We start from the raw sequence: 23,525 nt of genomic DNA, 5'->3' as shown, positions 1-23,525 counted from the left end.
CTGGGGGTTATTGGTCGAAAGGAAACCTGCCTCCAGTGGCTCAATCTCCCGTCACAAACCTGTCACCCCCAACCTGCTAACCTCCCCTGCGCCTCCTCCCCACTTACTTAAGAGCCCCAACAAAAGGTGCCCCAAGGTGTACTCCGTCGCCCCACCCCGCCAAAAAATCATCCTCCGCTCCGAAAACCTCCACTCCGAAGACTTCGGCGCCCTCTTCTCCCGGCTCTTCGGCAATCGCTACGCCGACACCCCGCCGATCCCCTCCAACATCATCATCGGCGGCGTCTACGGGCGGCACGACGGGGTCAGTTTCCGGCGTATGCATTACCACGGTGATTTCACCGTCACCTTCCCCGACCCGCAGGACGAGATCACTTTTGTGATTCCCACGGCGGGCAAGATTGTGTTCAACCACCGCACCGAGTCCGTCGGTGTGGCGCAAGTGGGGTTGGCGATTGATAAGGCGGATATCCGCTCGATGCGGTTTCTCGACAATCACGCGCAGCACGGGATTTCGGTGAATCGGGGGCAACTGACGGAGCGGTTGGCGGCGTTGTTGGGGCGGCCCATTGTGCAGAAGATTGTATTTGAGCCGGTGGTGGATCTGCACTCGGCGGCGTTTGGCGGGATCAAGGCGTTGATTGATCTGGCGACGGGGACGGAGTTTGATTTGTTGCTCAACAGCGGGACGCTGATGCCGTCGCGGTTGCGCGAGATGTTGATCGATGCGGTGCTGGAGGCGTGGCCGCACAATTTTACCGAGGCGTTGCGCCAGCCGGCACCGAGGGTGGCGCCGCGGCATGTGAAGTTGGCGATGGAGTTTATTCAGGCGCATCCGGAGCAACTGGTGAGTGGCGTGGAGTTGGCGCGGTTGAGCAATGTCAGTCAGCGCGCATTGCAGGAGGGGTTTCGACGGTTTGTCGGGATGTCGATTGTGGCGTATCAGCGGCAGGTGCGGCTGGAGCGCGCTTTCGAGGCGCTGGGGCAGCGGCATTCGGCGTCGGTGACGGAGGTGGCGTTGCGCTTTGGCTTCAGTAATGTCGGGCGGTTTTGTCAGTATTTTCAGCAGGCGTATGGGGTGAGTCCGGCGCATCTGAGAGGGCGGGGTTGATTGGTTTATCGGCGGGGATGCTGGTGGATCAGTTGATGGTGATGTTGGCTGTCATGGCGCCTTCGCGAGCAAGCCCGCTCCCACAGGGTTATGCAGTGGACTCAAGACTGGCGCTGGTCGGTGACACGGCTGATGTGCTGGACTCAGGTTTGGCGGCTGGCGGGGATCTGAATGTGGGAGCGGGCTTGCTCGCGAATGCGATGGGTCAGCCAAGGTGATGTTGGCTGACATGGCGCCTTCGCGAGCAAGCTCGCTCCCACAGGGTTAGTTGGTGGACTCAAGACTGGCGCTGGTCGGTGACACGACTGATGTGATGGGCTCAGGTTTGGCGGCTGGCCGGGATCTGAATGTGGGAGCGGGCTTGCTCGCGAATGCTGTGGGTCAGGCGAGGTGATGGTGACTGACACGGCCTCTTCGCGAGCAAGCCCGCTCCCACAAGTTTTTGCGGTGACTCAGGGTTGGCCGTTCCCTGCTCCACCATATTTTGCTGGTGCTTTGTGAATGGTGGTCGTCCTTGACCTTGCGCGGTTGTCCCTGCTTTAGAACGCGTAACTGGCCTTCAGGCTGCCACTGAAACCGTGGCTGTCACCACCGCCGCTGGCACCGACTTCTGCGCCGACGCTGACCGCGCCGAGGCTGGCCATCAGGTTGACGCCGCCGCTGAACTGGTCGCGGTTGTCGAAGGCGGCGCGCTGTTCGATGTCGAGGCCCAGCAGGTGGCCCTGGCTGTTGACGTCGTTGTTGCCCAGGGTGCGTTCGTAGCCGACTCGTACGCCCGGCACCAGTTGCCAGGCGCCCATCGCCACCGGGGCAAATGCCACGTGGAGGTTGGCGACGGTGCTGCGGCGGGTGGCGGTGTTGTCGTCGATGTCGAGTGCCAGTTCGCTGCCCTTCTCTTTAAAGCCTTTGAGGTCGAGGTGGCTGATGCGCACGCCGAGGCTCGGTTCGAGGATCATGCCGTTGACCGGTGCGCGGTAACCCAGCGCCAACGTCGCGCCGGTGAGGTTGCCGTGAGTGTCGCCCTTGGCCGCGCCGAGGCCGCCACCGAGTTCGCGTTTGCTGTCGTAATCGACGTAGCCGGCGCTGGCGTTGGCGTCGACGAACAGGCCACGTTCCAGGCTAGTGAAGCCGTAGCGCGCGCCGAGGTTGAAGAAGGTGAAGTCGGTATCGGCCTCGCCACCCCCGCCGCCGACGGTGCCTTTGCTGTAGCCGAAACCGCCGCGCGCGCTGAGTTGTTCGGAGAAGCGCTGGGTGATGCCGACCATCAGGCCTTGGCTGTGTTCGTTGCTGCTCTCGGCGTGGGACGAGCCGTCGGTGCCGAGGTATCCGGCAAGCGCGGTGGTCCACAACCGGTATTGGCCGACTTTCAGATCGGTGCCGCTGGCGTAAGGCGCGGCGGCTTGCTCGATCAGCGCATTCTGCCGCAGCAGGTAGCTGGCGGCGTCAGCGTGAACCTGACCGCCGACATGGGACTCGACACCGCCGAGGGTGCCGGCGTCGATGGCCGATTGCAGGTAGTAGTTGTAGGCGCTGTAGGTGCCGGACAGGTTGGTGTTCTGCAACTCGCGGAGCAATTGGGCACCGGCAGCGGCGTTGCCGATCAACCCCGCCTGACCCGGCAGGCTGTTGTACTCGACCAGTTTGCCGCGCAACACGTAGATGGTTTCCTGCGACAGGCCGAGGCCTTGTTTGAGGTAGTTGTCCATGCTGCCGTATTCGGCGGTGACCTCATCCAGACCGGCCTGGAGGTAACTGGCCTGCACGCCGAGCAGCGGCGCGTACACCGAAGCCATGCTTGGCGGCATTGCTTTAAGAGTCGCGGCGACGCGGGCGGCGGTGTAGTCGTTGGTCGCCAGGTAGTTGGCCATGATGGTCGCGTTATCGACCCCGGCGATGCTCTGCAGCACGGCGGCGGTCCAGCCGGTGCGGTCCTTGCCGGCGGTGCAATGGAACAATTGTGCGCCGTCGGTGGTAGCCAGTTCGTTGAACAGCTTGCCGAACTGACCGCGCATCCCGGCGTCGCTGACGAAGGCGCGGTTGGTCTGCTCCATCATGGCGATGGCGTCGGCGGCGCTTTTGAACGACACGGTGGTGATGTTCGCGCCCGAGGTAGTGCTGCCGATAATGTCGATGTTCTGGTAGGTCGCACCGCTCAGCATCGTATCCGGCGTGCCGGCGATTTCGCTCGGCGTGCGCAGGTCGTAGACGGCTTTGATGCCGAGGCTGTTGAGGGTCGCCAGATCCGCTGCCGACGGCGTGATCGCGTTGGAGCGGTAAAACACGCCGCTACGCATGGTGCCGTCGTGGGCGGTGGAATACGCAGTAGTCAGGCCGGCGACATCACGGAAGTTGTCGATGCTTTGCAGGCGCGGCGTGTCGAGCACCACAGGCTCGGCGGCGTGGGCAGCGGCGATGGACAGGCTCAGAACGGACAGCGAACACACAAGACGTTGAAACACAGTGCAGCCTCATTGGAATTAGCATTGGGCTGGCTACTATCTGCAATCAACTGATACCGAATATGACAGAACGACTGCGCACGCAAATGCCTGCGCGATTGGGCCGTGGGCTGCGTTTTTTGTCCGTATCTGCCGGAGAGCCACTGTAGGAGTGAGCCTGCTCGCGATAGCGGTGGGTCAGACAACGCAAATGTCAGCGATATACCGCTATCGCGAGCAGGCTCACTCCTACAGGGTTCGGTGAAGAATGTGGAGTTTTCGGTTGAAGGCGATTCCGTCCATAATCCCTCCCCCAAATGGACTGACACAGGAAATGTGAAATGGACACCACTCAATGGCTCGGTTTGTTCGAGCGGGCTTTTCGCGGCATGGAGAAGAATCTTGAGCAAGTGCTGCAACTCAACAGTTGCCGCGAGCATTGGATTCAAGCCCAGATCAGTCTGCAAGCCTGGTTCGAAGATGAGATCGAGATCTGGACGGATCTGCCGATAGGCGACCGACGCAAAGCGGACCTGTACTCATTGGACGACAACGGTGCGCCGAGGATGGTCGCCGAAATCAAATGCCTGGGCGATGTCTCGCAGGCCAAGTGCCTGGAAGGCGATTGGTCAGTGCGGGCCGATGTTGATCGGTTGCGCTCTTTCGAATGCCCCACCCGCCTGTTCGTCCTGGTCATCGCCAAAGGCGAGCGCGAAACCAATACCGGACGTCGCCTTCGCGAAGATGAATGGGTGGATGGCCGGACATGCGTCACTGTGGATCTGCAATTTGCCCTGGTTCGGATGTGGGCTTTGTAGGTCAAGTTCTTCATCCACTTCTGCACGCGACGTGGGCCGACATCGCGGCTCGCTCGGGTGCGCCGTTGCTCAACATCGAAGTGATTTGCTCGGATCGACGTGAGCATCGTCGTCGGGTTGAGCAGCGGCAATCAGACATCACGGGGCTGACACCACCGACCTGGTCCTCCGTGGCGAATCACGAATTTGAAGCCTGGGCGCAGCCGATCCTTCGGCTCGACACCACGAGTCTCTCCGTGGATCAGGCGGTGGAGATCATTGTGGGAGCTAGCCTGCTGGCGATTGGGGCGAGCCTGCCAAAGTGATGGCCACTGACACGGCCCCTTCGCTGGCAAGCCAGCTCCCACAGGGGTTATGTGGTGGACTCAGGATTGACCGCCGCCCGAGTTCATTGCGGAGCTAGCCCTGCTAACGAACGATTGCGGTGCATGACGATCTCCAGCCCCTCGCCTGCTTCCGGCACCTGAAAGTAGCTGGTGATCAAATCAAACTCTGCATCCGAAGCGGCAAACTCGTGCTCCGCCAGCGCGTTGCGCGAATGCAGCCGGGCGCGGCAAGTATCGTCATCCACCGCGAGATAGTGCAGGCAATGCGGCACTTTTGCAGTATCCGCCAGCCCTCGCAACCACTGCCGATCCGCCACGGTATTGGCCGGAAAATCCAGCACCACACTCACCCCCGCGCTAAGCAGATCGATCACCAACGGCCCCAGCACGCCGCGAATCTGCCGCGCACATCGAAGGTAATCCGCCACGGATTTGATCTGCTCCGGATACAGCCGCGACAGCCACTGATCCTCACTGAGCACCAGCGCGCGGTGCTCCTCAGCCAGTAATTGGGCCAGTGTCGATTTGCCCGAGGCGATCTTGCCGCACATCAGGTGTAGTGTGGGTGCACGCATTGGGGACGCTTCCTTATGTCGATTGCTGGATAATGCCCAACGCCTGTCGGCGAGGCAATTGAGGCGCATGACCCAACGAGGAACCCAGATGACCACAATCACCGCACGCCAATGCTCGTCCTGGGTGCTACTTACCCTGCTCGCCACTGCCATGGCGCTGACGGCCGGCTGTTCGAGCAAGCGCTACGCCACCAACGGCTCGAACTGCTACGCCAAAGCCGTGCCCACTTCCGGCGAAGGCGGTCTGGCCTGGGGCGATACCTTGAGCATGGCGCGCAAGAAGTCGTTGAATAACTGCATGCGTTATGCGAGCCGCTCCGGAGGGACGCCGAACACTTGCCAGGTGGTGCAGGCGCAGTGCAAGCGCTGACGGCACCGATAATGATGTTGGCTGAAACGGCCCTATCGCTGGCAAGCCAGCTCCCACAGGGTTATTGGGTGGACTCAGGATTGGCGGCTGCCAGAAATCCAATGTGGGAGCGAGCCTGCTCGCGAATGCGATCTGTCAGCCAAAGCGATGGCGACTGACACGCCCTCTTCGCGAGCAGGCTCGCTCCCACATGGGGTTGTGCAGTGGACTCAGAATTAGCGGCGGGTTCCCGCAGGTTTTGCGGCGGAGACGGGATTGGCGTCCAGTGTGCCGTCCTGATCCATGCGGTTCATGGCGTTGGCGTTCAAGTACACAGCAGTATTCGTGAGAGTCATTTTGCCGACTCCATGTCCCCACAATACTCACTTGTGGTGAGGGGATTTATCCCCGATGGACTGCGTAGCAGGCCCGCTTCTTTATTGGTTGAAGAAGCCCGGCCCACTTTGCGCGCCATCGGGTATAAATCCCCTCACGACAGGTTTACTCAGCAGAAGTGACCGTCTGCTATCAGCGATTCAACGCCGCCGCATTAGCCCGCGCCGCGTGCAGCTTCTTATAGCTGTCGATCAGACGCAGGTGACGATCCAGCCCTTCGAGCTTCATGCTGGTCGGCGTCAGACCGTAGAAACGCACGCTGCCATTGACCGAACCGATCGCCGCGTCCATGCGCTCGTCGCCGAACATGCGGCGGAAGTTGGCCTCGTAATCGGCCAGCTCCAGATCCTCGTCCAGCTCCATTTCCAGGCACACGTTCACCGCTTGGTAGAACAAACCGCGCTCGACAGTGTTGTCGTTGTACTGCAGGAAGGCTTCGACCAGATCCTTGGCCTGTTCGAATTTCTGCAGGGCGAGGTAGATCAGCAGGCGCAGTTCCAGAATCGTTAGTTTGCCCCACGGCGTGTTGTCGTCGAACTCGATACCGATCAGCGTGGTGATGTCGGTGTAATCATCCAGCTCGCTGTTTTCCAGGCCTTGAGCAAGGTTGCGCAGGCCGACCTTGCTCAGACTGTGCAGGTTGAGGATGTCGGCGCGGAATTGCAGGGCCTTGTTGGTGTTGTCCCAGATCAGGTCGTCCACCGGATAGATTTCCGAGTAGTCCGGCACCAGGATCCGGCAAGCGTTGGCGCCGAGGTCGTCGTAGACCGCCATGTAGGCTTCTTTGCCCATTTCCTCGAGGATGCCGAACAGCGTTGCGGCTTCTTCGGCGTTGGAGTTTTCGCCCTGCCCCGAGAAGTCCCACTCGACGAATTCGAAGTCAGACTTGGCACTGAAGAAGCGCCACGACACCACACCGCTGGAGTCGATAAAGTGCTCGACAAAGTTGTTCGGCTCGGTCACGGCCTGGCCCGAGAAAGTCGGTTGCGGCAGATCGTTCAAGCCTTCGAAACTGCGGCCCTGCAGCAGTTCGGTCAGGCTGCGTTCCAGCGCCACTTCCAGGCTCGGGTGCGCGCCGAACGAGGCGAACACGCCGCCAGTGCGCGGGTTCATCAGGGTCACGCACATCACCGGGAATTCACCGCCCAGCGACGCGTCCTTGACCAGCACCGGGAAGCCCTGCTCTTCCAGGCCTTTGATCCCGGCGAGAATGCTCGGGTACTTCTCCAGCACTTCCTGCGGCACGTCGGGCAAAGCCATCTCGCCTTCGAGAATTTCGCGTTTGACCGCGCGCTCGAAGATCTCCGACAGACATTGCACCTGCGCTTCGGCCAAGGTATTGCCGGCGCTCATGCCGTTGCTCAGGAACAGGTTTTCGATCAGGTTCGACGGGAAGTACACCACCTCGCCGTCCGACTGGCGCACGAACGGCAGCGAGCAGATGCCACGCTGGGTGTTGCCGGAGTTGGTGTCGAACAGGTGCGAGCCTTTGAGCTCGCCGTCGCGGTTGTAAATGTCCAGGCAGTATGGGTCGAGAATCTCTGCCGGCAGCTCGTCTTTCGGACCGGGCTTGAACCAGCGCTCGTTCGGATAATGCACGAACTCGGCGGTGGCGATGTCCTCGCCCCAGAACTGGTCGTTGTAGAAGAAGTTGCAGTTCAGGCGCTCGATGAACTCGCCCAGTGCCGAGGCCAGCGCGCCCTCTTTGGTCGCGCCTTTGCCGTTGGTGAAACACATGGGCGAATGCGCATCACGGATGTGCAGCGACCATACGTTAGGCACAATGTTGCGCCACGAGGCGATTTCGATCTTCATCCCCAGATCGGCGAGAATTCCCGACATATTGGCGATGGTCTGCTCCAGCGGCAGATCTTTACCGGCAATGTAGGTGCCGGCTTCGGAAGTCGAATGCGGCATCAACAAGGCCTGCGCATCGGCGTCGAGGTTCTCGACTTCTTCGATCACAAACTCGGGACCGGTCTGCACGACCTTCTTCACCGTGCAGCGATCAATCGAACGCAGGATGCCCAGACGATCCTTCTCGGAAATGTCCGCTGGCAATTCGACCTGGATCTTGAAGATCTGGTTGTAACGGTTTTCCGGGTCGACGATGTTGTTCTGCGACAGGCGAATATTCTCGGTCGGGATATTGCGCGTTTCGCAGTACAGCTTCACGAAGTAAGCCGCGCACAAGGCCGACGACGCCAGGAAGTAGTCGAACGGCCCCGGTGCCGAGCCATCGCCCTTGTAGCGAATGGGCTGATCGGCGATCACCGTGAAGTCGTCGAACTTGGCTTCAAGTCGAAGGTTGTCGAGAAAGTTGACCTTGATTTCCATGCGGGTTTACCAGAGAGCAGAAACGAATTGGCGGCCATTATCCGGGTTTTCAGCCTGACGTCTTGTGCTTTTGCGTAATCGCCGCCGGGTGGGCTCTGCTGCGTCTTGGCGGGTGCGAACGACAAAAATGCCCTGAGCAGTGAATTTTTTCGTGTCTTCTTGTATCTGACGGAAAGAACCCATGCCAGCAAAACAATGGCATCGAATCCGTTCAGCTATGAGTGACCCGCATGAAATCAAGGAAAAACAAGGTCAATCCCATCGGATTGAAAGACATCACGATTGTCGACGACGCCAAGATGCGCAAGGCGATCACCGCTGCCGCACTGGGCAACGCCATGGAATGGTTCGACTTCGGGGTGTACGGCTTCGTCGCCTATGCACTGGGCAAGATCTTCTTCCCCGGCGCCGATCCTGGCGTGCAGATGATCGCAGCGCTGGCGACCTTCTCGGTGCCGTTCCTGATCCGTCCGTTGGGCGGCCTGTTCTTCGGTGCGCTGGGCGACAAATACGGGCGGCAGAAAGTGCTGGCCGCGACCATCGTGATCATGTCGCTGAGTACCTTCGCCATCGGCCTGATACCGTCGTATGAGTCGATCGGCATCTGGGCGCCGATCCTGCTGTTGCTGGCGAAAATGGCTCAGGGCTTCTCGGTCGGCGGTGAGTACACCGGCGCCTCGATCTTCGTCGCCGAATATGCGCCCGACCGCAAGCGCGGTTTCCTTGGCAGTTGGCTGGACTTCGGCTCGATTGCCGGTTTCGTCCTCGGCGCCGGTGTGGTGGTGCTGATCTCGACGATCATCGGCGAAGAGAAATTCCTCGAATGGGGCTGGCGTCTGCCGTTCTTCCTCGCCCTGCCGCTGGGCATGATCGGCCTCTATCTGCGGCATGCGCTGGAAGAGACGCCGGCGTTTCAACAGCACGTCGAGAAACTCGAAGAAGGCGACCGTGAAGGTCTGGCGGGCGGGCCGAAGGTCTCGTTCAAGGAAGTCGCGACCAAACACTGGCGCAGCCTGATGACCTGCATTGGCGTGGTGGCGGTGACTAACGTCACCTATTACATGCTGCTGACCTACATGCCGAGCTACCTGTCGCACAACCTGCACTACAGCGAAAACCGTGGCGTGCTGATCATCATCGCGATCATGGTCGGCATGCTGTTCGTGCAGCCGGCGATCGGTTTTATCAGCGATAAGATCGGCCGCAAGCCCTTCATTGTGGTCGGCAGCATCGGCCTGTTCCTGCTGGCGATTCCGGCGTTCATGCTGATCAACAGCGGCAAGATCGGCCTGATCTTCTCCGGCTTGCTGATCCTCGCGGTGTTGCTGAACTTCTTCATCGGTGTCATGGCCTCGACCCTGCCGGCAATGTTCCCCACGCACATCCGCTACAGCGCACTGGCCGCCGCGTTCAACGTCTCGGTGTTGATCGCCGGTCTGACCCCGACTGCCGTGGCCTGGCTGGTAGAAAGCACCAACAACCTGTACATGCCGGCCTACTACCTGATGGTGATTGCCGTGGTCGGCCTGATCACCGGCGTGACCATGAAAGAGACCGCCAACAAACCGCTGCGCGGTGCCGCACCGGCGGCGTCGGATCTTGAGGAAGCCAAGGAACTGCTCAAGGAACATCACGACAACATCGAGCAGAAAATCGAAGACATCGACGCCGAAATCGCCGAACTGGAAGCCAAGCGCAAGGATTTGGTGCAGCAGCATCCGCGCATCAACTGATGTAATGACTGACGGCGGCCCTGCCCGGAGGCCGCCGTCGCTCAACGCGTCACAACACGAAGCCGTCACCGATCAAGCGCACCAGAACCTCCCCCGCCTCACTCAATTCACCCGGTGCCTGCATCAGGCGCAACTCGTGCAGCGGCAACTCGGGTAGCCCCTCCTCACTGCTCAACACGCGCAGGCCGGGTCGCACTTGCGCACGATCAACAATGCCCACCGCCAGTCCGGCCTCGATGGCTGTTTCCAGCGCGCTGGCACCGGCGCTGACAATCACTGCGCGCCACCGGCGTCCCTGCTCGCTCAATGCATCCACGGCAACGCTGCGATAGGGACAACCCTTGCCGTGCAAGGCCAGCGGTACCGGCCGGGTGAGATCCTGCGTGTAATTGTGCGCGGCAACCCACACGGGCTGGGTCAGGCCCAGCATCCTTACGCAACGCGTCGATGGCGGCGCGTCTGCGACGACCACCAGCAACGCCAGATCCAGTTGCCCGCGTTCCAGACGCGCACTCAACCGACCGCTGGCACCTGTTTCGACTTCCAATTCGATGTGCGGAAAATCTGCCGACAGGTGCGGCAACGTACAGCCCAGGACCGCGCCGGCGTATTCCTCGGAAATCCCCAGGCGAACCCGCCCGCTGGCCAGCGGCGTGCTGAAACTCGCCAGCAATTGATCGTGGTGGCGTAGCAAATCGGCGCTCTGCAGGGCGAAGCGTCGACCCAGTGGCGTGAGGTTGACCGTCTGGTTATCGCGCTCCAGCAAGCGCCCGCCCGCCAGCGCTTCCAGACGCCGCACATGCAGGCTGACCGCTGACGGGCTCTTGTTGAGGAAACTCGCGGCGGCGAGAAATTGCCCGAAGCGCACGATTGCCTGAAAGGTGCGCAACAGTTCGATATCAAGGGCTTCGGCCATGCTTGAGAATTCCTGCATCAGTGGTGCGGATCGTATCGTTTGAATGCATCAGTGCTTGATTCATATCATCGAACTCATTCCTCTGTCAGGTGCCATGCGATGAACGTCATGCCTGTTCGTTTTTTACTGCTGATGGCAATGGTGGTCAGCTGGAGTTCGGGGTTCATTGGCTATCGCTACGTCGCCGATCAGGGCAGCGTATACCTGGCCTCGTTGTGGCGTTTTGTATTGGCGGCATTGCTGTTGCTGCCGTTCGCCTGGCCCGGCTTGCGTGGTTTACGCGGCAAGGACATGTGGAATCAGGCACTGCTTGGGCTATTCGCGATGGGTGGCTACATCGGACCGATTGCCGCCTCGATTCAACTTGGCGTCACGCCTGGCACTGCGTCACTGTTTGCCAATCTGTTGCCGCTGACGATCGTGCTGCTGGCCGGCAGCGTCCCAGGCCAGCGCACACGTGGCTGGCAATGGCTGGGTGTGGCGCTATGCGTGATCGGCATGCTGCTGGCCAGCGCCGCGAGTGTCGAATGGGCCGGTGCGGGGTTGTGGGCCTACAGCTTGCCGTTACTGGCGGTATTGTCGCTGGCGGCGGCCACCTTGTTTGAGAAAGCCCGGCCGGGCATTGCAATACCGGCCACCACGGCGCTGTTCATTCAGGTATGCGCGGTGATTCCTGTATTTGCGCTGCTGGCTGGCCTTGAGGGTGAATTGCGCCCGCCCATCACTGCGGATTTCGTCAGTGGCGTGCTGTGGCTGGTGATCTTCTCGACGTTTGGTGGCTACGGATTTTATTGGCTGTGCTTGCAGCAATTCAGCATACAGCGCATCAGTGGCGCGCTGTTTCTGACGCCACCGGTGACATTGTTGTGGGCGTGGATGCAGTTCGACGATCCGCTGAGTGCCAGCGCGCTACTCGGTATCGGTCTGACCCTGGTCGGGTTGCCATTGCTGGTGCGAGCGCCGAGCGAAAAAGTGTGTGCCGTCGGCATTCGCCAGGAAACTAAATCCGCTGGCGACAAGTCACTGACTTAGCGGAGGTTGAGGCATTTCGCCGAACCTCGTTTATTGAAGATGCCAGCGTGGTCACTCATACCGATCGTCGCAACAACCTCTCGCTGGACAGCCTGAATTTCTTCCTCGCCGATGTGCGCGACGGGCTCGGGCCGTATCTGGCCATTTACCTGCTGGCCGTTCATCACTGGGAGCCGGCCAGCATCGGGCTGGTGATGACCCTCGCTGGCATTGCCGCCCTTGTCACCCAGACGCCCGCCGGGGCCCTGGTCGACAACACACGCAGTAAACGAGCGGTGATCGCGATTGCCGCGTTACTGGTGACCGGCAGTTGCGTGGTGTTGCCCTTCGTGACGTCCTTCAGTCTGGTAGCGATCACCCAAGCGCTGAGCGCCGCCGCGGCATCGGTGTTCGCTCCGGCCATTTCGGCGATCACCCTGGGCATCACCGGGCCGCGCGCGTTCACCCGACGCACCGGACGCAACGAGACCTTCAACCATGCCGGCAACGCCTGCGCGGCGCTGCTGGCCGGTGGATTCGCGTACCTGTTCGGGCCGGTGGCGGTGTTTTATCTGATGGCGGTCATGGCGCTGTGCAGTGTTATCGCCGTGAGCTTCGTCGATGCCAACGCGATCAACCATGATCTGGCCCGGGGCCTTGACCCCAGCGACGCCACTCACGCCAAGGCGCCTTCGGGATTGGCGGTGCTGCTGACCAACAAGGCGCTGCTGATGTTCGCCATCTGCTGCGCCCTCTTTCACCTGGCCAACGCAGCGATGCTGCCACTGGTGAGCCAGAAACTGGCGCAGGTCAACTTGCAGATGGCGACGCCACTGACCTCGGCCTGTATCGTTGCCGCACAACTGGTCATGGTGCCGGTCGCCTTGCTGGTCGGGGCCAAAGCCGATGTTTGGGGACGCAAGCCGCTGCTACTCGCAGGCTTCCTGATTCTGCAGCTGCGTGGCGTGCTTTATACGTTATCCGCCGACCCTTACTGGTTGGTAGCGGTGCAGATGCTCGACGGCGTCGGCGCGGGGATCTTCGGTGCGCTGTTCCCGGTGGTAGTGAAAGACCTGACGCTGGGCACTGGACACTTCAACATCAGCCTCGGCGCTCTCTCGACGGTGTTTGGTCTGGGCGCAGCATTGAGTGCCAGCGTGGCGGGCATTGTGCTGCAGGAGGCCGGTTACAACGCGGCATTTCTGACCCTGGCGGTGATTGCCGGAGTGGCGTTTGTGCTGTTGTGGCTGGCGGTGCCTGAGACATTGCCGCAGGTGGGGAATATTGAGCCGGCGCTGCAACCTAAGGAGGAAGGATTTGGCTAAGAATGTGCTTAAGTTCAGCGATAGTGATCTGGCGCAGATGCAACGCTTCAATCGCAAGCTCGCCTGGCTGCCGCGCTTTCGCATCCGCAATCGGCTGACGCCGCGTTTGATCCAGGCATTGCTGCGTGCCAGTCAGATTGTCAGCGCGGATAAAACGCTCAAGCATGATCTTCATGCGCAGAACATTGTGGTCCACTCACAAGGCACTTCAGTACCCGTCCGAATCATCCGCCCGCAAGGAAAGGCTCAAGGTGTGGTGCTGGATTACCACGGTGGCGGCTGGGTGATCGGCAATGCACGGATGAACGACGACCTTAATATCGGCATGGTCAAGGCATGCAACGTGGCGGTGGTATCGGTCGACTATCGGTTGGCAGTCAATACGCCAGTTGAGGATCTCATGCAGGATTGTCTATGCGCCGCACGCTGGCTGTTGAGCGATGATTGCACGGAGTTCGTCGGCCTGCCGGTAATCGTTGTCGGCGAATCGGCAGGCGCGCATCTGGCAGCTGCCACCCTGTTAGCGCTCAAAGCATCATCCGATTTGCTGCAGCGGGTCAGCGGCGCCCTGCTCTATTACGGCGTTTACGATCTCGCCGGCACCCCAAGCGTGCACGCAGCACCTGCTGACACGCTGGTACTCGACGGCCCGGGAATGGTCGAGGCGCTACGCTTGTTGACTCCAGGATTGAGCGATGATGAACGCCGGCAGGCGCCACTGTCTCCGCTGTACGGCGACTTGAGCGGATTGCCACCGGCGTTGATGTTCACCGGTGAACTGGATCCGCTGCGCGATGACACGCTGGAACTGGCTGAGCGCTGGCAACAATCAGCACCGGTTGAAATCCATCTACTGCCCTCGTCCGCCCATGGCTTTATCCATTTTCCGACCACCATGGCTAGTCGTGTTTTGTCCTACAGTCGGGCTTGGATTTCGCGTCAGATCAGGGCAAAAACAAGCAGTTAGGGCCTGTATTGGCAGGAAAATACTTTCCTGCGGGCAAAACAAAACCCCAACTGCTTTCGCAATTGGGGTTTCGGAATTTAATCTTGACGATGACCTACTCTCACATGGGGAAACCCCACACTACCATCGGCGATGCATCGTTTCACTTCTGAGTTCGGGATGGGATCAGGTGGTTCCAACGCTCTATGGTCGTCAAGAAATTCGGGTACTGACTCGTGACCGGTTGGCCTCGCTTCAGCAAATCGGGTATGTGATACAGGTGTTTGTGAGCATCGCGAACTTTCGGTTCATTGCGTCTTCACACACCGCAATCTGGTCTCTTTCGAGCATGCAGATTGCTTGGGTGTTATATGGTCAAGCCTCACGGGCAATTAGTATTGGTTAGCTCAACGCCTCACAGCGCTTACACACCCAACCTATCAACGTCGTAGTCTTCGACGGCCCTTCAGGGAACTCAAGGTTCCAGTGAGATCTCATCTTGAGGCAAGTTTCCCGCTTAGATGCTTTCAGCGGTTATCTTTCCCGAACATAGCTACCCGGCAATGCCACTGGCGTGACAACCGGAACACCAGAGGTTCGTCCACTCCGGTCCTCTCGTACTAGGAGCAGCCCCTCTCAAATCTCAAACGTCCACGGCAGATAGGGACCGAACTGTCTCACGACGTTCTAAACCCAGCTCGCGTACCACTTTAAATGGCGAACAGCCATACCCTTGGGACCGGCTTCAGCCCCAGGATGTGATGAGCCGACATCGAGGTGCCAAACACCGCCGTCGATATGAACTCTTGGGCGGTATCAGCCTGTTATCCCCGGAGTACCTTTTATCCGTTGAGCGATGGCCCTTCCATACAGAACCACCGGATCACTAAGACCTACTTTCGTACCTGCTCGACGTGTCTGTCTCGCAGTCAAGCGCGCTTTTGCCTTTATACTCTACGACCGATTTCCGACCGGTCTGAGCGCACCTTCGTACTCCTCCGTTACTCTTTAGGAGGAGACCGCCCCAGTCAAACTACCCACCATACACTGTCCTCGATCCGGATAACGGACCTGAGTTAGAACCTCAAAGTTGCCAGGGTGGTATTTCAAGGATGGCTCCACGCGAACTGGCGTCCACGCTTCAAAGCCTCCCACCTATCCTACACAAGCAAATTCAAAGTCCAGTGCAAAGCTATAGTAAAGGTTCACGGGGTCTTTCCGTCTAGCCGCGGATACACTGCATCTTCACAGCGATTTCAATTTCACTGAGTCTCGGGTGGAGACAGCGCCGCCATCGTTACGCCATTCGTGCAGGTCGGAACTTACCCGACAAGGAATTTCGCTACCTTAGGACCGTTATAGTTACGGCCGCCGTTTACCGGGGCTTCGATCAAGAGCTTCGCGTTAGCTAACCCCATCAATTAACCTTCCGGCACCGGGCAGGCGTCACACCCTATACGTCCACTTTCGTGTTTGCAGAGTGCTGTGTTTTTAATAAACAGTCGCAGCGGCCTGGTATCTTCGACCGGCATGAGCTTACGGAGCAAGTCCTTCACCCTCACCGGCGCACCTTCTCCCGAAGTTACGGTGCCATTTTGCCTAGTTCCTTCACCCGAGTTCTCTCAAGCGCCTTGGTATTCTCTACCCAACCACCTGTGTCGGTTTGGGGTACGGTTCCTGGTTATCTGAAGCTTAGAAGCTTTTCTTGGAAGCATGGCATCAACCACTTCGTCACCTAAAAGGTAACTCGTCATCAGCTCTCGGCCTTAAGATCCCGGATTTACCTAAGATCTCAGCCTACCACCTTAAACTTGGACAACCAACGCCAAGCTGGCCTAGCCTTCTCCGTCCCTCCATCGCAATAACCAGAAGTACAGGAATATTAACCTGTTTTCCATCGACTACGCTTTTCAGCCTCGCCTTAGGGACCGACTAACCCTGCGTCGATTAACGTTGCGCAGGAAACCTTGGTCTTTCGGCGTGGGTGTTTTTCACACCCATTGTCGTTACTCATGTCAGCATTCGCACTTCTGATACCTCCAGCAAGCTTCTCAACTCACCTTCACAGGCTTACAGAACGCTCCTCTACCGCATCACTTGCGTGATACCCGTAGCTTCGGTGTATGGTTTGAGCCCCGTTACATCTTCCGCGCAGGCCGACTCGACTAGTGAGCTATTACGCTTTCTTTAAAGGGTGGCTGCTTCTAAGCCAACCTCCTAGCTGTCTAAGCCTTCCCACATCGTTTCCCACTTAACCATAACTTTGGGACCTTAGCTGACGGTCTGGGTTGTTTCCCTTTTCACGACGGACGTTAGCACCCGCCGTGTGTCTCCCATGCTCGGCACTTGTAGGTATTCGGAGTTTGCATCGGTTTGGTAAGTCGGGATGACCCCCTAGCCGAAACAGTGCTCTACCCCCTACAGTGATACATGAGGCGCTACCTAAATAGCTTTCGAGGAGAACCAGCTATCTCCGAGCTTGATTAGCCTTTCACTCCGATCCACAGGTCATCCGCTAACTTTTCAACGGTAGTCGGTTCGGTCCTCCAGTCAGTGTTACCTAACCTTCAACCTGCCCATGGATAGATCGCCCGGTTTCGGGTCTATTCCCAGCGACTAGACGCCCTATTAAGACTCGCTTTCGCTACGCCTCCCCTATTCGGTTAAGCTCGCCACTGAAAATAAGTCGCTGACCCATTATACAAAAGGTACGCAGTCACCCAACAAAGTGGGCTCCCACTGCTTGTACGCATACGGTTTCAGGATCTATTTCACTCCCCTCTCCGGGGTTCTTTTCGCCTTTCCCTCACGGTACTAGTTCACTATCGGTCAGTCAGTAGTATTTAGCCTTGGAGGATGGTCCCCCCATATTCAGACAAAGTTTCTCGTGCTCCGTCCTACTCGATTTCATGACTAAGAGACTTTCGCGTACAGGGCTATCACCCACTATGGCCGCACTTTCCAGAGCGTTCCGCTAATCTCAAAGCCACTTAAGGGCTAGTCCCCGTTCGCTCGCCACTACTAAGGGAATCTCGGTTGATTTCTTTTCCTCAGGGTACTTAGATGTTTCAGTTCCCCTGGTTCGCCTCTTGCACCTATGTATTCAGTACAAGATAACCATCTTGTGATGGCTGGGTTCCCCCATTCAGACATCTCCGGATCAAAGTCTGTTTGCCGACTCCCCGAAGCTTTTCGCAGGCTACCACGTCTTTCATCGCCTCTGACTGCCAAGGCATCCACCGTATGCGCTTCTTCACTTGACCATATAACCCCAAGCAATCTGGTTATACTGTGAAGACGACATTCGCCGAAAATTCGCAAAACTCTTAAGAGTCACTCACAAATTTTACCTTAGCCTGATCCGTTACCAGTGAAAGTAACGTTCAGTCTATCTTTCTATCACATACCCAAATTTTTAAAGAACGATCTAATCAAAAGACTAGAAATCAGCATTCACCATCACAGCGATGGAATGCTCATTTCTAAGCTTTCAAACTTCAGAAGCAGTGGTGGTGGAGCCAAGCGGGATCGAACCGCTGACCTCCTGCGTGCAAGGCAGGCGCTCTCCCAGCTGAGCTATGGCCCCGTATTTCTACAGGTTTCCCACACAAAAATTGGTGGGTCTGGGCAGATTCGAACTGCCGACCTCACCCTTATCAGGGGTGCGCTCTAACCAACTGAGCTACAGACCCAATTTCGGGCTGCTTCTATCGTCTTCTTCAATGAATCAAGCAATTCGTGTGGGAACTTATGGAGCAGCTGATGTCGTCGATTAAGGAGGTGATCCAGCCGCAGGTTCCCCTACGGCTACCTTGTTACGACTTCACCCCAGTCATGAATCACACCGTGGTAACCGTCCTCCCGAAGGTTAGACTAGCTACTTCTGGTGCAACCCACTCCCATGGTGTGACGGGCGGTGTGTACAAGGCCCGGGAACGTATTCACCGCGACATTCTGATTCGCGATTACTAGCGATTCCGACTTCACGCAGTCGAGTTGCAGACTGCGATCCGGACTACGATCGGTTTTGTGGGATTAGCTCCACCTCGCGGCTTGGCAACCCTCTGTACCGACCATTGTAGCACGTGTGTAGCCCAGGCCGTAAGGGCCATGATGACTTGACGTCATCCCCACCTTCCTCCGGTTTGTCACCGGCAGTCTCCTTAGAGTGCCCACCATTACGTGCTGGTAACTAAGGACAAGGGTTGCGCTCGTTACGGGACTTAACCCAACATCTCACGACACGAGCTGACGACAGCCATGCAGCACCTGTCTCAATGTTCCCGAAGGCACCAATCCATCTCTGGAAAGTTCATTGGATGTCAAGGCCTGGTAAGGTTCTTCGCGTTGCTTCGAATTAAACCACATGCTCCACCGCTTGTGCGGGCCCCCGTCAATTCATTTGAGTTTTAACCTTGCGGCCGTACTCCCCAGGCGGTCAACTTAATGCGTTAGCTGCGCCACTAAGAGCTCAAGGCTCCCAACGGCTAGTTGACATCGTTTACGGCGTGGACTACCAGGGTATCTAATCCTGTTTGCTCCCCACGCTTTCGCACCTCAGTGTCAGTATCAGTCCAGGTGGTCGCCTTCGCCACTGGTGTTCCTTCCTATATCTACGCATTTCACCGCTACACAGGAAATTCCACCACCCTCTACCATACTCTAGCTTGCCAGTTTTGGATGCAGTTCCCAGGTTGAGCCCGGGGATTTCACATCCAACTTAACAAACCACCTACGCGCGCTTTACGCCCAGTAATTCCGATTAACGCTTGCACCCTCTGTATTACCGCGGCTGCTGGCACAGAGTTAGCCGGTGCTTATTCTGTCGGTAACGTCAAAATTGCAGAGTATTAATCTACAACCCTTCCTCCCAACTTAAAGTGCTTTACAATCCGAAGACCTTCTTCACACACGCGGCATGGCTGGATCAGGCTTTCGCCCATTGTCCAATATTCCCCACTGCTGCCTCCCGTAGGAGTCTGGACCGTGTCTCAGTTCCAGTGTGACTGATCATCCTCTCAGACCAGTTACGGATCGTCGCCTTGGTGAGCCATTACCTCACCAACTAGCTAATCCGACCTAGGCTCATCTGATAGCGCAAGGCCCGAAGGTCCCCTGCTTTCTCCCGTAGGACGTATGCGGTATTAGCGTTCCTTTCGAAACGTTGTCCCCCACTACCAGGCAGATTCCTAGGCATTACTCACCCGTCCGCCGCTGAATCCAGGAGCAAGCTCCTTTCATCCGCTCGACTTGCATGTGTTAGGCCTGCCGCCAGCGTTCAATCTGAGCCATGATCAAACTCTTCAGTTCAAACATCTTTGGGTTTTTAAGAAACCCTAAACTTGGCTCAGCAATCGTTGGTTACATCTTTGATTTCTCGCGGAGCAACTTGTGATGCTGATAATCTTGTTGACTATCAGTCTGACTCCACAAGCACCCACACGAATTGCTTGATTCAGTTGTTAAAGAGCGATTGGTTAAGATCTTTCGTCTCAACCGAGGCGCGCATTCTACAGCAGCCCCATTTGCTGTCAAGTGATTATTTTCAGAAGTTTTCGAAGATTTCTTCAACAACTTCAACCACTTGCGCTTCCGATCTCTCGTTAGCGGGAGGCGAATTCTACAGCGTTACACGCTGCTGTCAACACCTCTTTTTCTCCGCTTTCGACCGAGAAGATCGAACCGTCAAAAGAGCCAAACATCACCGCTCTTTCAACTCCTTCCAGGCTTCGATGAACTGAAGCAAGTCGCTGTCGAAAACTGCGTAACTCATTGAATCTCAAGGAGTTTTCCGTTTCGACTGCGCCGGAAGTGGGGCGAATTATAGACCTCCTGAATCTGCCGTCAACCGTTAATTTCAGTTTTCTATCAATGCACCGAAAAAGCCTGCTTATATATAGACGCACCGTCAACAGATGCGCAGCATACGGCCCATCGCCTAAAACAACGCCTTCGGATGATGCCTCACAATGACAGCCCAACTTCCTGGATCCCGGCCCTTGCCCGGCTCCCGAATACGCCCTACCCCAGCGCCCCTGCTCAATCCAGGCGAGACCGTGGTGCTGTTCGACGGCGTCTGCAAGCTATGCAACGGCTGGGCGCGTTTTCTGATTCGCCACGACAACAAACAGCGAGTGCGCCTGGCGGCAGTGCAATCGCCAGAAGGTCAGGCCTTGCTGGCATGGGCCGGTCTCCCGGTGGACGAATTCGACACTATGGCGGTGATCCGCGACGAGCATTACTGGGTGCGCTCCGATGCGTTCTTCGAAGTGATTGCACAACTGCCGGCTCGTTGGTCGCCGATCACGCTTCTGCGAGTTTTCCCACGAGCACTTAGAGACTGGACCTACGACCGCGTGGCGCTGAATCGTTATCGGATCTTCGGCAAGTACGACACCTGCCTGTTACCCGACCCCGATCACGAACGACGCTTTCTCAAGTCGCCAATGTGAATGCTCAGCTACATCAACTGCAGCCACTGCCCCGGCGTCATCTTCGTCACCATCATCAAAACAATTACGAACATCCCGAGAAACCCGCAAACACCCATCCAGAACCACTGCCGATAAACAGCCCGGTAATCAGCATCAAGCCTTGCGCCACATTGCACCGCGTCCGCCGCCATCCCCAGCAAACGTTTCTGCAGCAACAGCACCGGCAACCAAAGCGAGCCCACGATAAAGAACAGGATCAGCGACATCAGCACCCATTCCGTGGTCAAGGGCAACCCGGAAAGCCTTGTCAGCCAATAACCCGTCGCGATCTGGATGAAGCCCGCCGGCGTGGTGATCCAGGCGTCATAGCGCACGACCATCTTCGCCACATGTGCAATCACTTGCGGATTGGCCGTGCGACTGGCGGCGATCAGGTACAGATAGGAACCCATGCCGAAGCCGAAGAGGAAAATCGCAGCGATGACATGCACGTACTTCACGCTCAGATAAAGCATGCTCAACGCATCCCGTCAGAGAACATCACGGACAGGCCAAGATTCTGCGGATCGTTGATCGCTGCCATGTATTCGTCGACGCTGATCTCACCAACACATGGACGAGCCCCCGGTTCGGGCAAGTAACCTCGGGCGATCTTCGCGGCCAGAGCGACGGCAGCACAACTAGGGATCTCCGGCCCCTTGTCATTCAGCGCGGTCAGTTGCGCCATCATCGACAACGGCTGGTCGTTCAAACCGACACCTCGCACATCTATATACATTGCACTTTTGCCATCACCGAAACGCTCAAACCATGTCCCCCAGCGATGCAACCGGGCCGCCCACACCCTGTGGTCACGCACCAGCCCTTTCCTCATCCCCAGTGCAAACAGATAATTGGCCACGCCGCCGAGCTTGAGGCCAGCGCCTGCCTTGAAACTCAACGTGTGCGCACCAAACCGGCTGGCAAAGATGTCCATGTCCGGCACATCAACATTGGCCAGCGCACGAGTACCCAGGTTCTGCAGCTTGCGCAGGGTCAGGTCTTCCCAGCCCATCACCTCATGCACTTGACCATTGCGCAGTTGGCGGATCGGTTTGCCCGCATACGCCAGTACACCCTCAATCGTCGACAACCCCGGCATTTTCGCTGACGAGGAAATGCCGTGCTCGATCGAGTTGATGCGTTTGAAGTGATGGCGCTGCTCATCGATGATCGCCGACGACAGCGTCGGCACCGAACTGCAACCACTGAGGATGACGACACCGGCCTCCCTCGCCCGTGCATCGAGTGTGCCGATGCCATTGACGAACGTCCGGCAGTCCGCCAGATCGCAATAATTGACGCCCGCCTCGATGCAGCTTTCGGCCACTGCATAGGATTGCCCCTGAAACGGGCCGCCCGTGTGAATCACCAGTTGAATATTCATTGCGCGCAGAGCAGCGGTGAAACCGGCGCCCATCGCATCACCACACCAGCGCTCGCAGCTCGCCCCCAACTCAGCGACCTTGCGCTCCAGCTTCTGCGGATCGCGCCCCGAGATCGCCAGTTCGACGCCCGGCATGTCGATCAGATGCCGACAAACGATACTGCCAAAGTTTCCATACCCGCCAACCACCAACACCCTGAGTGCCATCAACGCTTCCCTGAACAATTCAACAACTGACCCGTAACCGGATTCGGCGCAGCTTCCCTGATATCACCGGGTCAGGCAAGCCTGCGTCAAAGGGCGGCGATGTAGTAACGTCAGCGCCTCGACAACGGAGGTTGATATGAGTAAACGAATCATCGTCATCGGCGCGGGAATCGTCGGCGCGTCAGTTGCGTATCATCTCGCCGCGAAAGGTGCACACGTCATAATGGTCGAGGCCGGTGAGATTGCGTCCGGTGTGACGGGCCGCTCCTTCGCCTGGATCAATACTTCGCACGGCGGACCGGATTCCATTGCGCCGTTGCGCGCAGCGGCCATCGCAGAATACCGCCGACTCGAATCCGAGCTGCCGGGGCTGAAGGTGCGCTGGACCGGTGCGCTGTCTTACGGCGATGGCCGGTTTCAAGCGCCTTCTATATATAGCGCGCAGATTCTCGAGCTTGAACCCAACCTCAAACATCCTCCAGAACGGGCGTTCTTTGCCGCCGAAGAAGGCGCGCTGGATGCCGTGCAGGCAACGCGGGCCTTGATTGCAGGTGCGCAGGCGCAAGGAGCGACTCTGCTTACCCATACGCCAGTGCTCGGTTTGCAGATTCTGGACGGTATCGTCAGCGGCGTGATCACTGCGACGGGCAAGCACGATGCCGACGTTGTCGTACTGGCAGCCGGAACCGCCACCCCGCTGTTGGTGGATCAACTGAACGTCACCCTGCCCATCGACGCCTCACCCGCAATATTCATCCGTTACAAAACCCAACCCCAACGAGTGAACACGATCATCTCCAGCCCCGAAATGGAAATCAGGCAAGACACTGACGGTACGTTGCTCGCTGCAGAAGACTACGTAGATGAGGCGCCGCAAAACAGCGCGCAAGCCATCGCACAGAGAACGGCCAAAGTCATCCAGCACGAACTGCACGGGGTGCTATCCATAGAGCCGCAAACGGCGTGCGTCGGCCTCAGACCAATGCCTGTCGATGGCATTCCAGTCATTGGCTATCTGCCGAACCTCAGCGGTGCCTATGTTTGCGTCATGCATCCGGGCGTGACATTGGCGGCAGTCGTAGGACGACTGGTGGCCGAGGAGATCGTCGGGGGAGGCTTTGCGACCGCGTTAGCGCCGTGTCGGCCAGATCGATTCCAATCAGCGTTTTGAGTAATT

The 23,525-nt window shown here is 58.0% G+C and carries 16 protein-coding genes, 2 tRNA genes and 3 rRNA genes; 10 read left to right on the top strand and 11 right to left on the bottom strand.

Going from position 1 to position 23,525, the window contains the following annotated elements; all coding sequences use genetic code 11:
* The first annotated feature begins 136 nt into the window (after nucleotides 1–136).
* The gene (locus tag ACOYXI_RS03455; protein ID WP_134786165.1) at nucleotides 137–1,111 is read left to right on the top strand and encodes an AraC family transcriptional regulator; all 975 of its coding nucleotides are present in this window, start codon (nucleotides 137–139) and stop codon (nucleotides 1,109–1,111) included.
* A 539-nt stretch (nucleotides 1,112–1,650) separates the two neighbouring features.
* On the opposite strand, the gene ACOYXI_RS03450 is transcribed toward ACOYXI_RS03455, so the two are convergent.
* Complete coding sequence (locus ACOYXI_RS03450) at nucleotides 1,651–3,570, bottom strand: tyrosine-protein phosphatase (protein ID WP_461674316.1); 1,920 nt, start codon at nucleotides 3,568–3,570, stop codon at nucleotides 1,651–1,653.
* Nucleotides 3,571–3,890: 320 nt separating this feature from the next.
* On the opposite strand from ACOYXI_RS03450, the gene ACOYXI_RS03445 reads away from it, so the two are divergent.
* Together ACOYXI_RS03445 and ACOYXI_RS03440 are read left to right on the top strand one after the other, a co-directional pair.
* Nucleotides 3,891–4,367, top strand: a complete 477-nt coding sequence (locus ACOYXI_RS03445) for a hypothetical protein (protein WP_098968357.1) — start codon at nucleotides 3,891–3,893, stop codon at nucleotides 4,365–4,367.
* 65 nt (nucleotides 4,368–4,432) lie between these two features.
* Nucleotides 4,433–4,672 (top strand): hypothetical protein, encoded by a 240-nt coding sequence (locus tag ACOYXI_RS03440; protein ID WP_461674315.1) that lies wholly within the window; start codon nucleotides 4,433–4,435, stop codon nucleotides 4,670–4,672.
* Between the two features lie 83 nt (nucleotides 4,673–4,755).
* On the opposite strand, the gene ACOYXI_RS03435 is transcribed toward ACOYXI_RS03440, so the two are convergent.
* Entirely contained in the window at nucleotides 4,756–5,268 is a 513-nt protein-coding gene (locus tag ACOYXI_RS03435) for an AAA family ATPase (protein ID WP_461674314.1), read from the bottom strand.
* An 88-nt stretch (nucleotides 5,269–5,356) separates the two neighbouring features.
* On the opposite strand from ACOYXI_RS03435, the gene ACOYXI_RS03430 reads away from it, so the two are divergent.
* Nucleotides 5,357–5,638 carry a hypothetical protein gene (locus ACOYXI_RS03430; RefSeq protein WP_461674313.1) on the top strand — a complete coding sequence of 94 codons (282 nt, stop codon included), beginning with the start codon at nucleotides 5,357–5,359 and terminating at the stop codon, nucleotides 5,636–5,638.
* Between the two features lie 507 nt (nucleotides 5,639–6,145).
* Here ACOYXI_RS03430 and ACOYXI_RS03425 read toward each other — a convergent pair.
* Nucleotides 6,146–8,350 carry an OsmC domain/YcaO domain-containing protein gene (locus tag ACOYXI_RS03425; RefSeq protein WP_210559168.1) on the bottom strand — a complete coding sequence of 735 codons (2,205 nt, stop codon included), beginning with the start codon at nucleotides 8,348–8,350 and terminating at the stop codon, nucleotides 6,146–6,148.
* 230 nt (nucleotides 8,351–8,580) lie between these two features.
* On the opposite strand from ACOYXI_RS03425, the gene proP reads away from it, so the two are divergent.
* A complete protein-coding gene (proP, locus tag ACOYXI_RS03420; protein WP_134786162.1) occupies nucleotides 8,581–10,083 on the top strand; it encodes a glycine betaine/L-proline transporter ProP in 1,503 nt (500 codons plus the stop codon).
* 49 nt (nucleotides 10,084–10,132) lie between these two features.
* Here the strand turns inward: proP and ACOYXI_RS03415 are convergent, their stop codons facing one another.
* Nucleotides 10,133–10,999, bottom strand: a complete 867-nt coding sequence (locus ACOYXI_RS03415; protein WP_134786161.1) for a LysR substrate-binding domain-containing protein — start codon at nucleotides 10,997–10,999, stop codon at nucleotides 10,133–10,135.
* A 99-nt stretch (nucleotides 11,000–11,098) separates the two neighbouring features.
* On the opposite strand from ACOYXI_RS03415, the gene ACOYXI_RS03410 reads away from it, so the two are divergent.
* Genes ACOYXI_RS03410 through ACOYXI_RS03400 form a run of 3 tightly spaced genes read left to right on the top strand, consistent with a single transcriptional unit; the run spans nucleotide 11,099 to nucleotide 14,302 of the window.
* On the top strand, nucleotides 11,099–12,031 hold the full coding sequence (locus ACOYXI_RS03410; RefSeq protein WP_256662000.1) for a DMT family transporter: 933 nt from the start codon (nucleotides 11,099–11,101) through the stop codon (nucleotides 12,029–12,031).
* A gap of 47 nt (nucleotides 12,032–12,078) precedes the next feature.
* On the top strand, nucleotides 12,079–13,335 hold the full coding sequence (locus ACOYXI_RS03405; RefSeq protein WP_461674312.1) for an MFS transporter: 1,257 nt from the start codon (nucleotides 12,079–12,081) through the stop codon (nucleotides 13,333–13,335).
* A gap of 37 nt (nucleotides 13,336–13,372) precedes the next feature.
* Complete coding sequence (locus tag ACOYXI_RS03400) at nucleotides 13,373–14,302, top strand: alpha/beta hydrolase fold domain-containing protein (protein ID WP_461675537.1); 930 nt, start codon at nucleotides 13,373–13,375, stop codon at nucleotides 14,300–14,302.
* 81 nt (nucleotides 14,303–14,383) lie between these two features.
* Here the strand turns inward: ACOYXI_RS03400 and rrf are convergent.
* From rrf to ACOYXI_RS03375, 5 genes are all read right to left on the bottom strand, one after another.
* Nucleotides 14,384–14,499 (bottom strand): 5S ribosomal RNA (gene rrf / locus ACOYXI_RS03395).
* Nucleotides 14,500–14,652: 153 nt separating this feature from the next.
* A 23S ribosomal RNA gene (locus ACOYXI_RS03390) occupies nucleotides 14,653–17,544 on the bottom strand.
* A 247-nt stretch (nucleotides 17,545–17,791) separates the two neighbouring features.
* Nucleotides 17,792–17,867: transfer RNA gene (locus ACOYXI_RS03385), tRNA-Ala, on the bottom strand.
* A 29-nt stretch (nucleotides 17,868–17,896) separates the two neighbouring features.
* Nucleotides 17,897–17,973, bottom strand: a tRNA-Ile gene (locus ACOYXI_RS03380).
* Nucleotides 17,974–18,054: 81 nt separating this feature from the next.
* Nucleotides 18,055–19,591, bottom strand: a 16S ribosomal RNA gene (locus ACOYXI_RS03375).
* The 16S, 23S and 5S rRNA genes sit together here with 2 tRNA genes alongside, the layout of an rRNA operon.
* A 689-nt stretch (nucleotides 19,592–20,280) precedes the next feature.
* Here ACOYXI_RS03375 and ACOYXI_RS03370 point away from each other — a divergent pair.
* Nucleotides 20,281–20,733: a thiol-disulfide oxidoreductase DCC family protein gene (locus ACOYXI_RS03370; protein WP_139054607.1), complete on the top strand. Its 453-nt coding sequence runs from the start codon at nucleotides 20,281–20,283 to the stop codon at nucleotides 20,731–20,733.
* An 8-nt stretch (nucleotides 20,734–20,741) separates the two neighbouring features.
* On the opposite strand, the gene ACOYXI_RS03365 is transcribed toward ACOYXI_RS03370, so the two are convergent.
* Both ACOYXI_RS03365 and ACOYXI_RS03360 read right to left on the bottom strand, forming a co-directional pair.
* Nucleotides 20,742–21,230 carry a DUF2269 family protein gene (locus tag ACOYXI_RS03365; protein WP_098968350.1) on the bottom strand — a complete coding sequence of 163 codons (489 nt, stop codon included), beginning with the start codon at nucleotides 21,228–21,230 and terminating at the stop codon, nucleotides 20,742–20,744.
* A 2-nt stretch (nucleotides 21,231–21,232) separates the two neighbouring features.
* Nucleotides 21,233–22,348 carry a saccharopine dehydrogenase family protein gene (locus tag ACOYXI_RS03360; protein WP_461674311.1) on the bottom strand — a complete coding sequence of 372 codons (1,116 nt, stop codon included), beginning with the start codon at nucleotides 22,346–22,348 and terminating at the stop codon, nucleotides 21,233–21,235.
* Between the two features lie 136 nt (nucleotides 22,349–22,484).
* Here ACOYXI_RS03360 and ACOYXI_RS03355 point away from each other — a divergent pair, with 136 nt between their 5' ends.
* Entirely contained in the window at nucleotides 22,485–23,519 is a 1,035-nt protein-coding gene (locus ACOYXI_RS03355; RefSeq protein WP_098968348.1) for an NAD(P)/FAD-dependent oxidoreductase, read from the top strand.
* Nucleotides 23,520–23,525 lie beyond the last annotated feature (6 nt).

Source organism: Pseudomonas sp. G3-19 (assembly GCF_054855875.1).
Note: the sequence above shows the minus strand (reverse complement) of the source record. Positions and strands in the feature narration are given on the sequence as shown.

Coding starts and splice junctions, on each gene's coding strand:
- ACOYXI_RS03445 (WP_098968357.1), top strand. CDS start 3,891: ATGGACACCACTCAATGGCTCGGTTTGTTCGAGCGGGCTTTTCGCGGC.
- ACOYXI_RS03410 (WP_256662000.1), top strand. CDS start 11,099: ATGAACGTCATGCCTGTTCGTTTTTTACTGCTGATGGCAATGGTGGTC.
- ACOYXI_RS03435 (WP_461674314.1), bottom strand. CDS start 5,268: ATGCGTGCACCCACACTACACCTGATGTGCGGCAAGATCGCCTCGGGC.
- ACOYXI_RS03430 (WP_461674313.1), top strand. CDS start 5,357: ATGACCACAATCACCGCACGCCAATGCTCGTCCTGGGTGCTACTTACC.
- ACOYXI_RS03400 (WP_461675537.1), top strand. CDS start 13,373: ATGCAACGCTTCAATCGCAAGCTCGCCTGGCTGCCGCGCTTTCGCATC.
- ACOYXI_RS03425 (WP_210559168.1), bottom strand. CDS start 8,350: ATGGAAATCAAGGTCAACTTTCTCGACAACCTTCGACTTGAAGCCAAG.
- ACOYXI_RS03415 (WP_134786161.1), bottom strand. CDS start 10,999: ATGGCCGAAGCCCTTGATATCGAACTGTTGCGCACCTTTCAGGCAATC.
- ACOYXI_RS03355 (WP_098968348.1), top strand. CDS start 22,485: ATGAGTAAACGAATCATCGTCATCGGCGCGGGAATCGTCGGCGCGTCA.
- ACOYXI_RS03360 (WP_461674311.1), bottom strand. CDS start 22,348: ATGGCACTCAGGGTGTTGGTGGTTGGCGGGTATGGAAACTTTGGCAGT.
- ACOYXI_RS03365 (WP_098968350.1), bottom strand. CDS start 21,230: ATGCTTTATCTGAGCGTGAAGTACGTGCATGTCATCGCTGCGATTTTC.
- proP (WP_134786162.1), top strand. CDS start 8,581: ATGAAATCAAGGAAAAACAAGGTCAATCCCATCGGATTGAAAGACATC.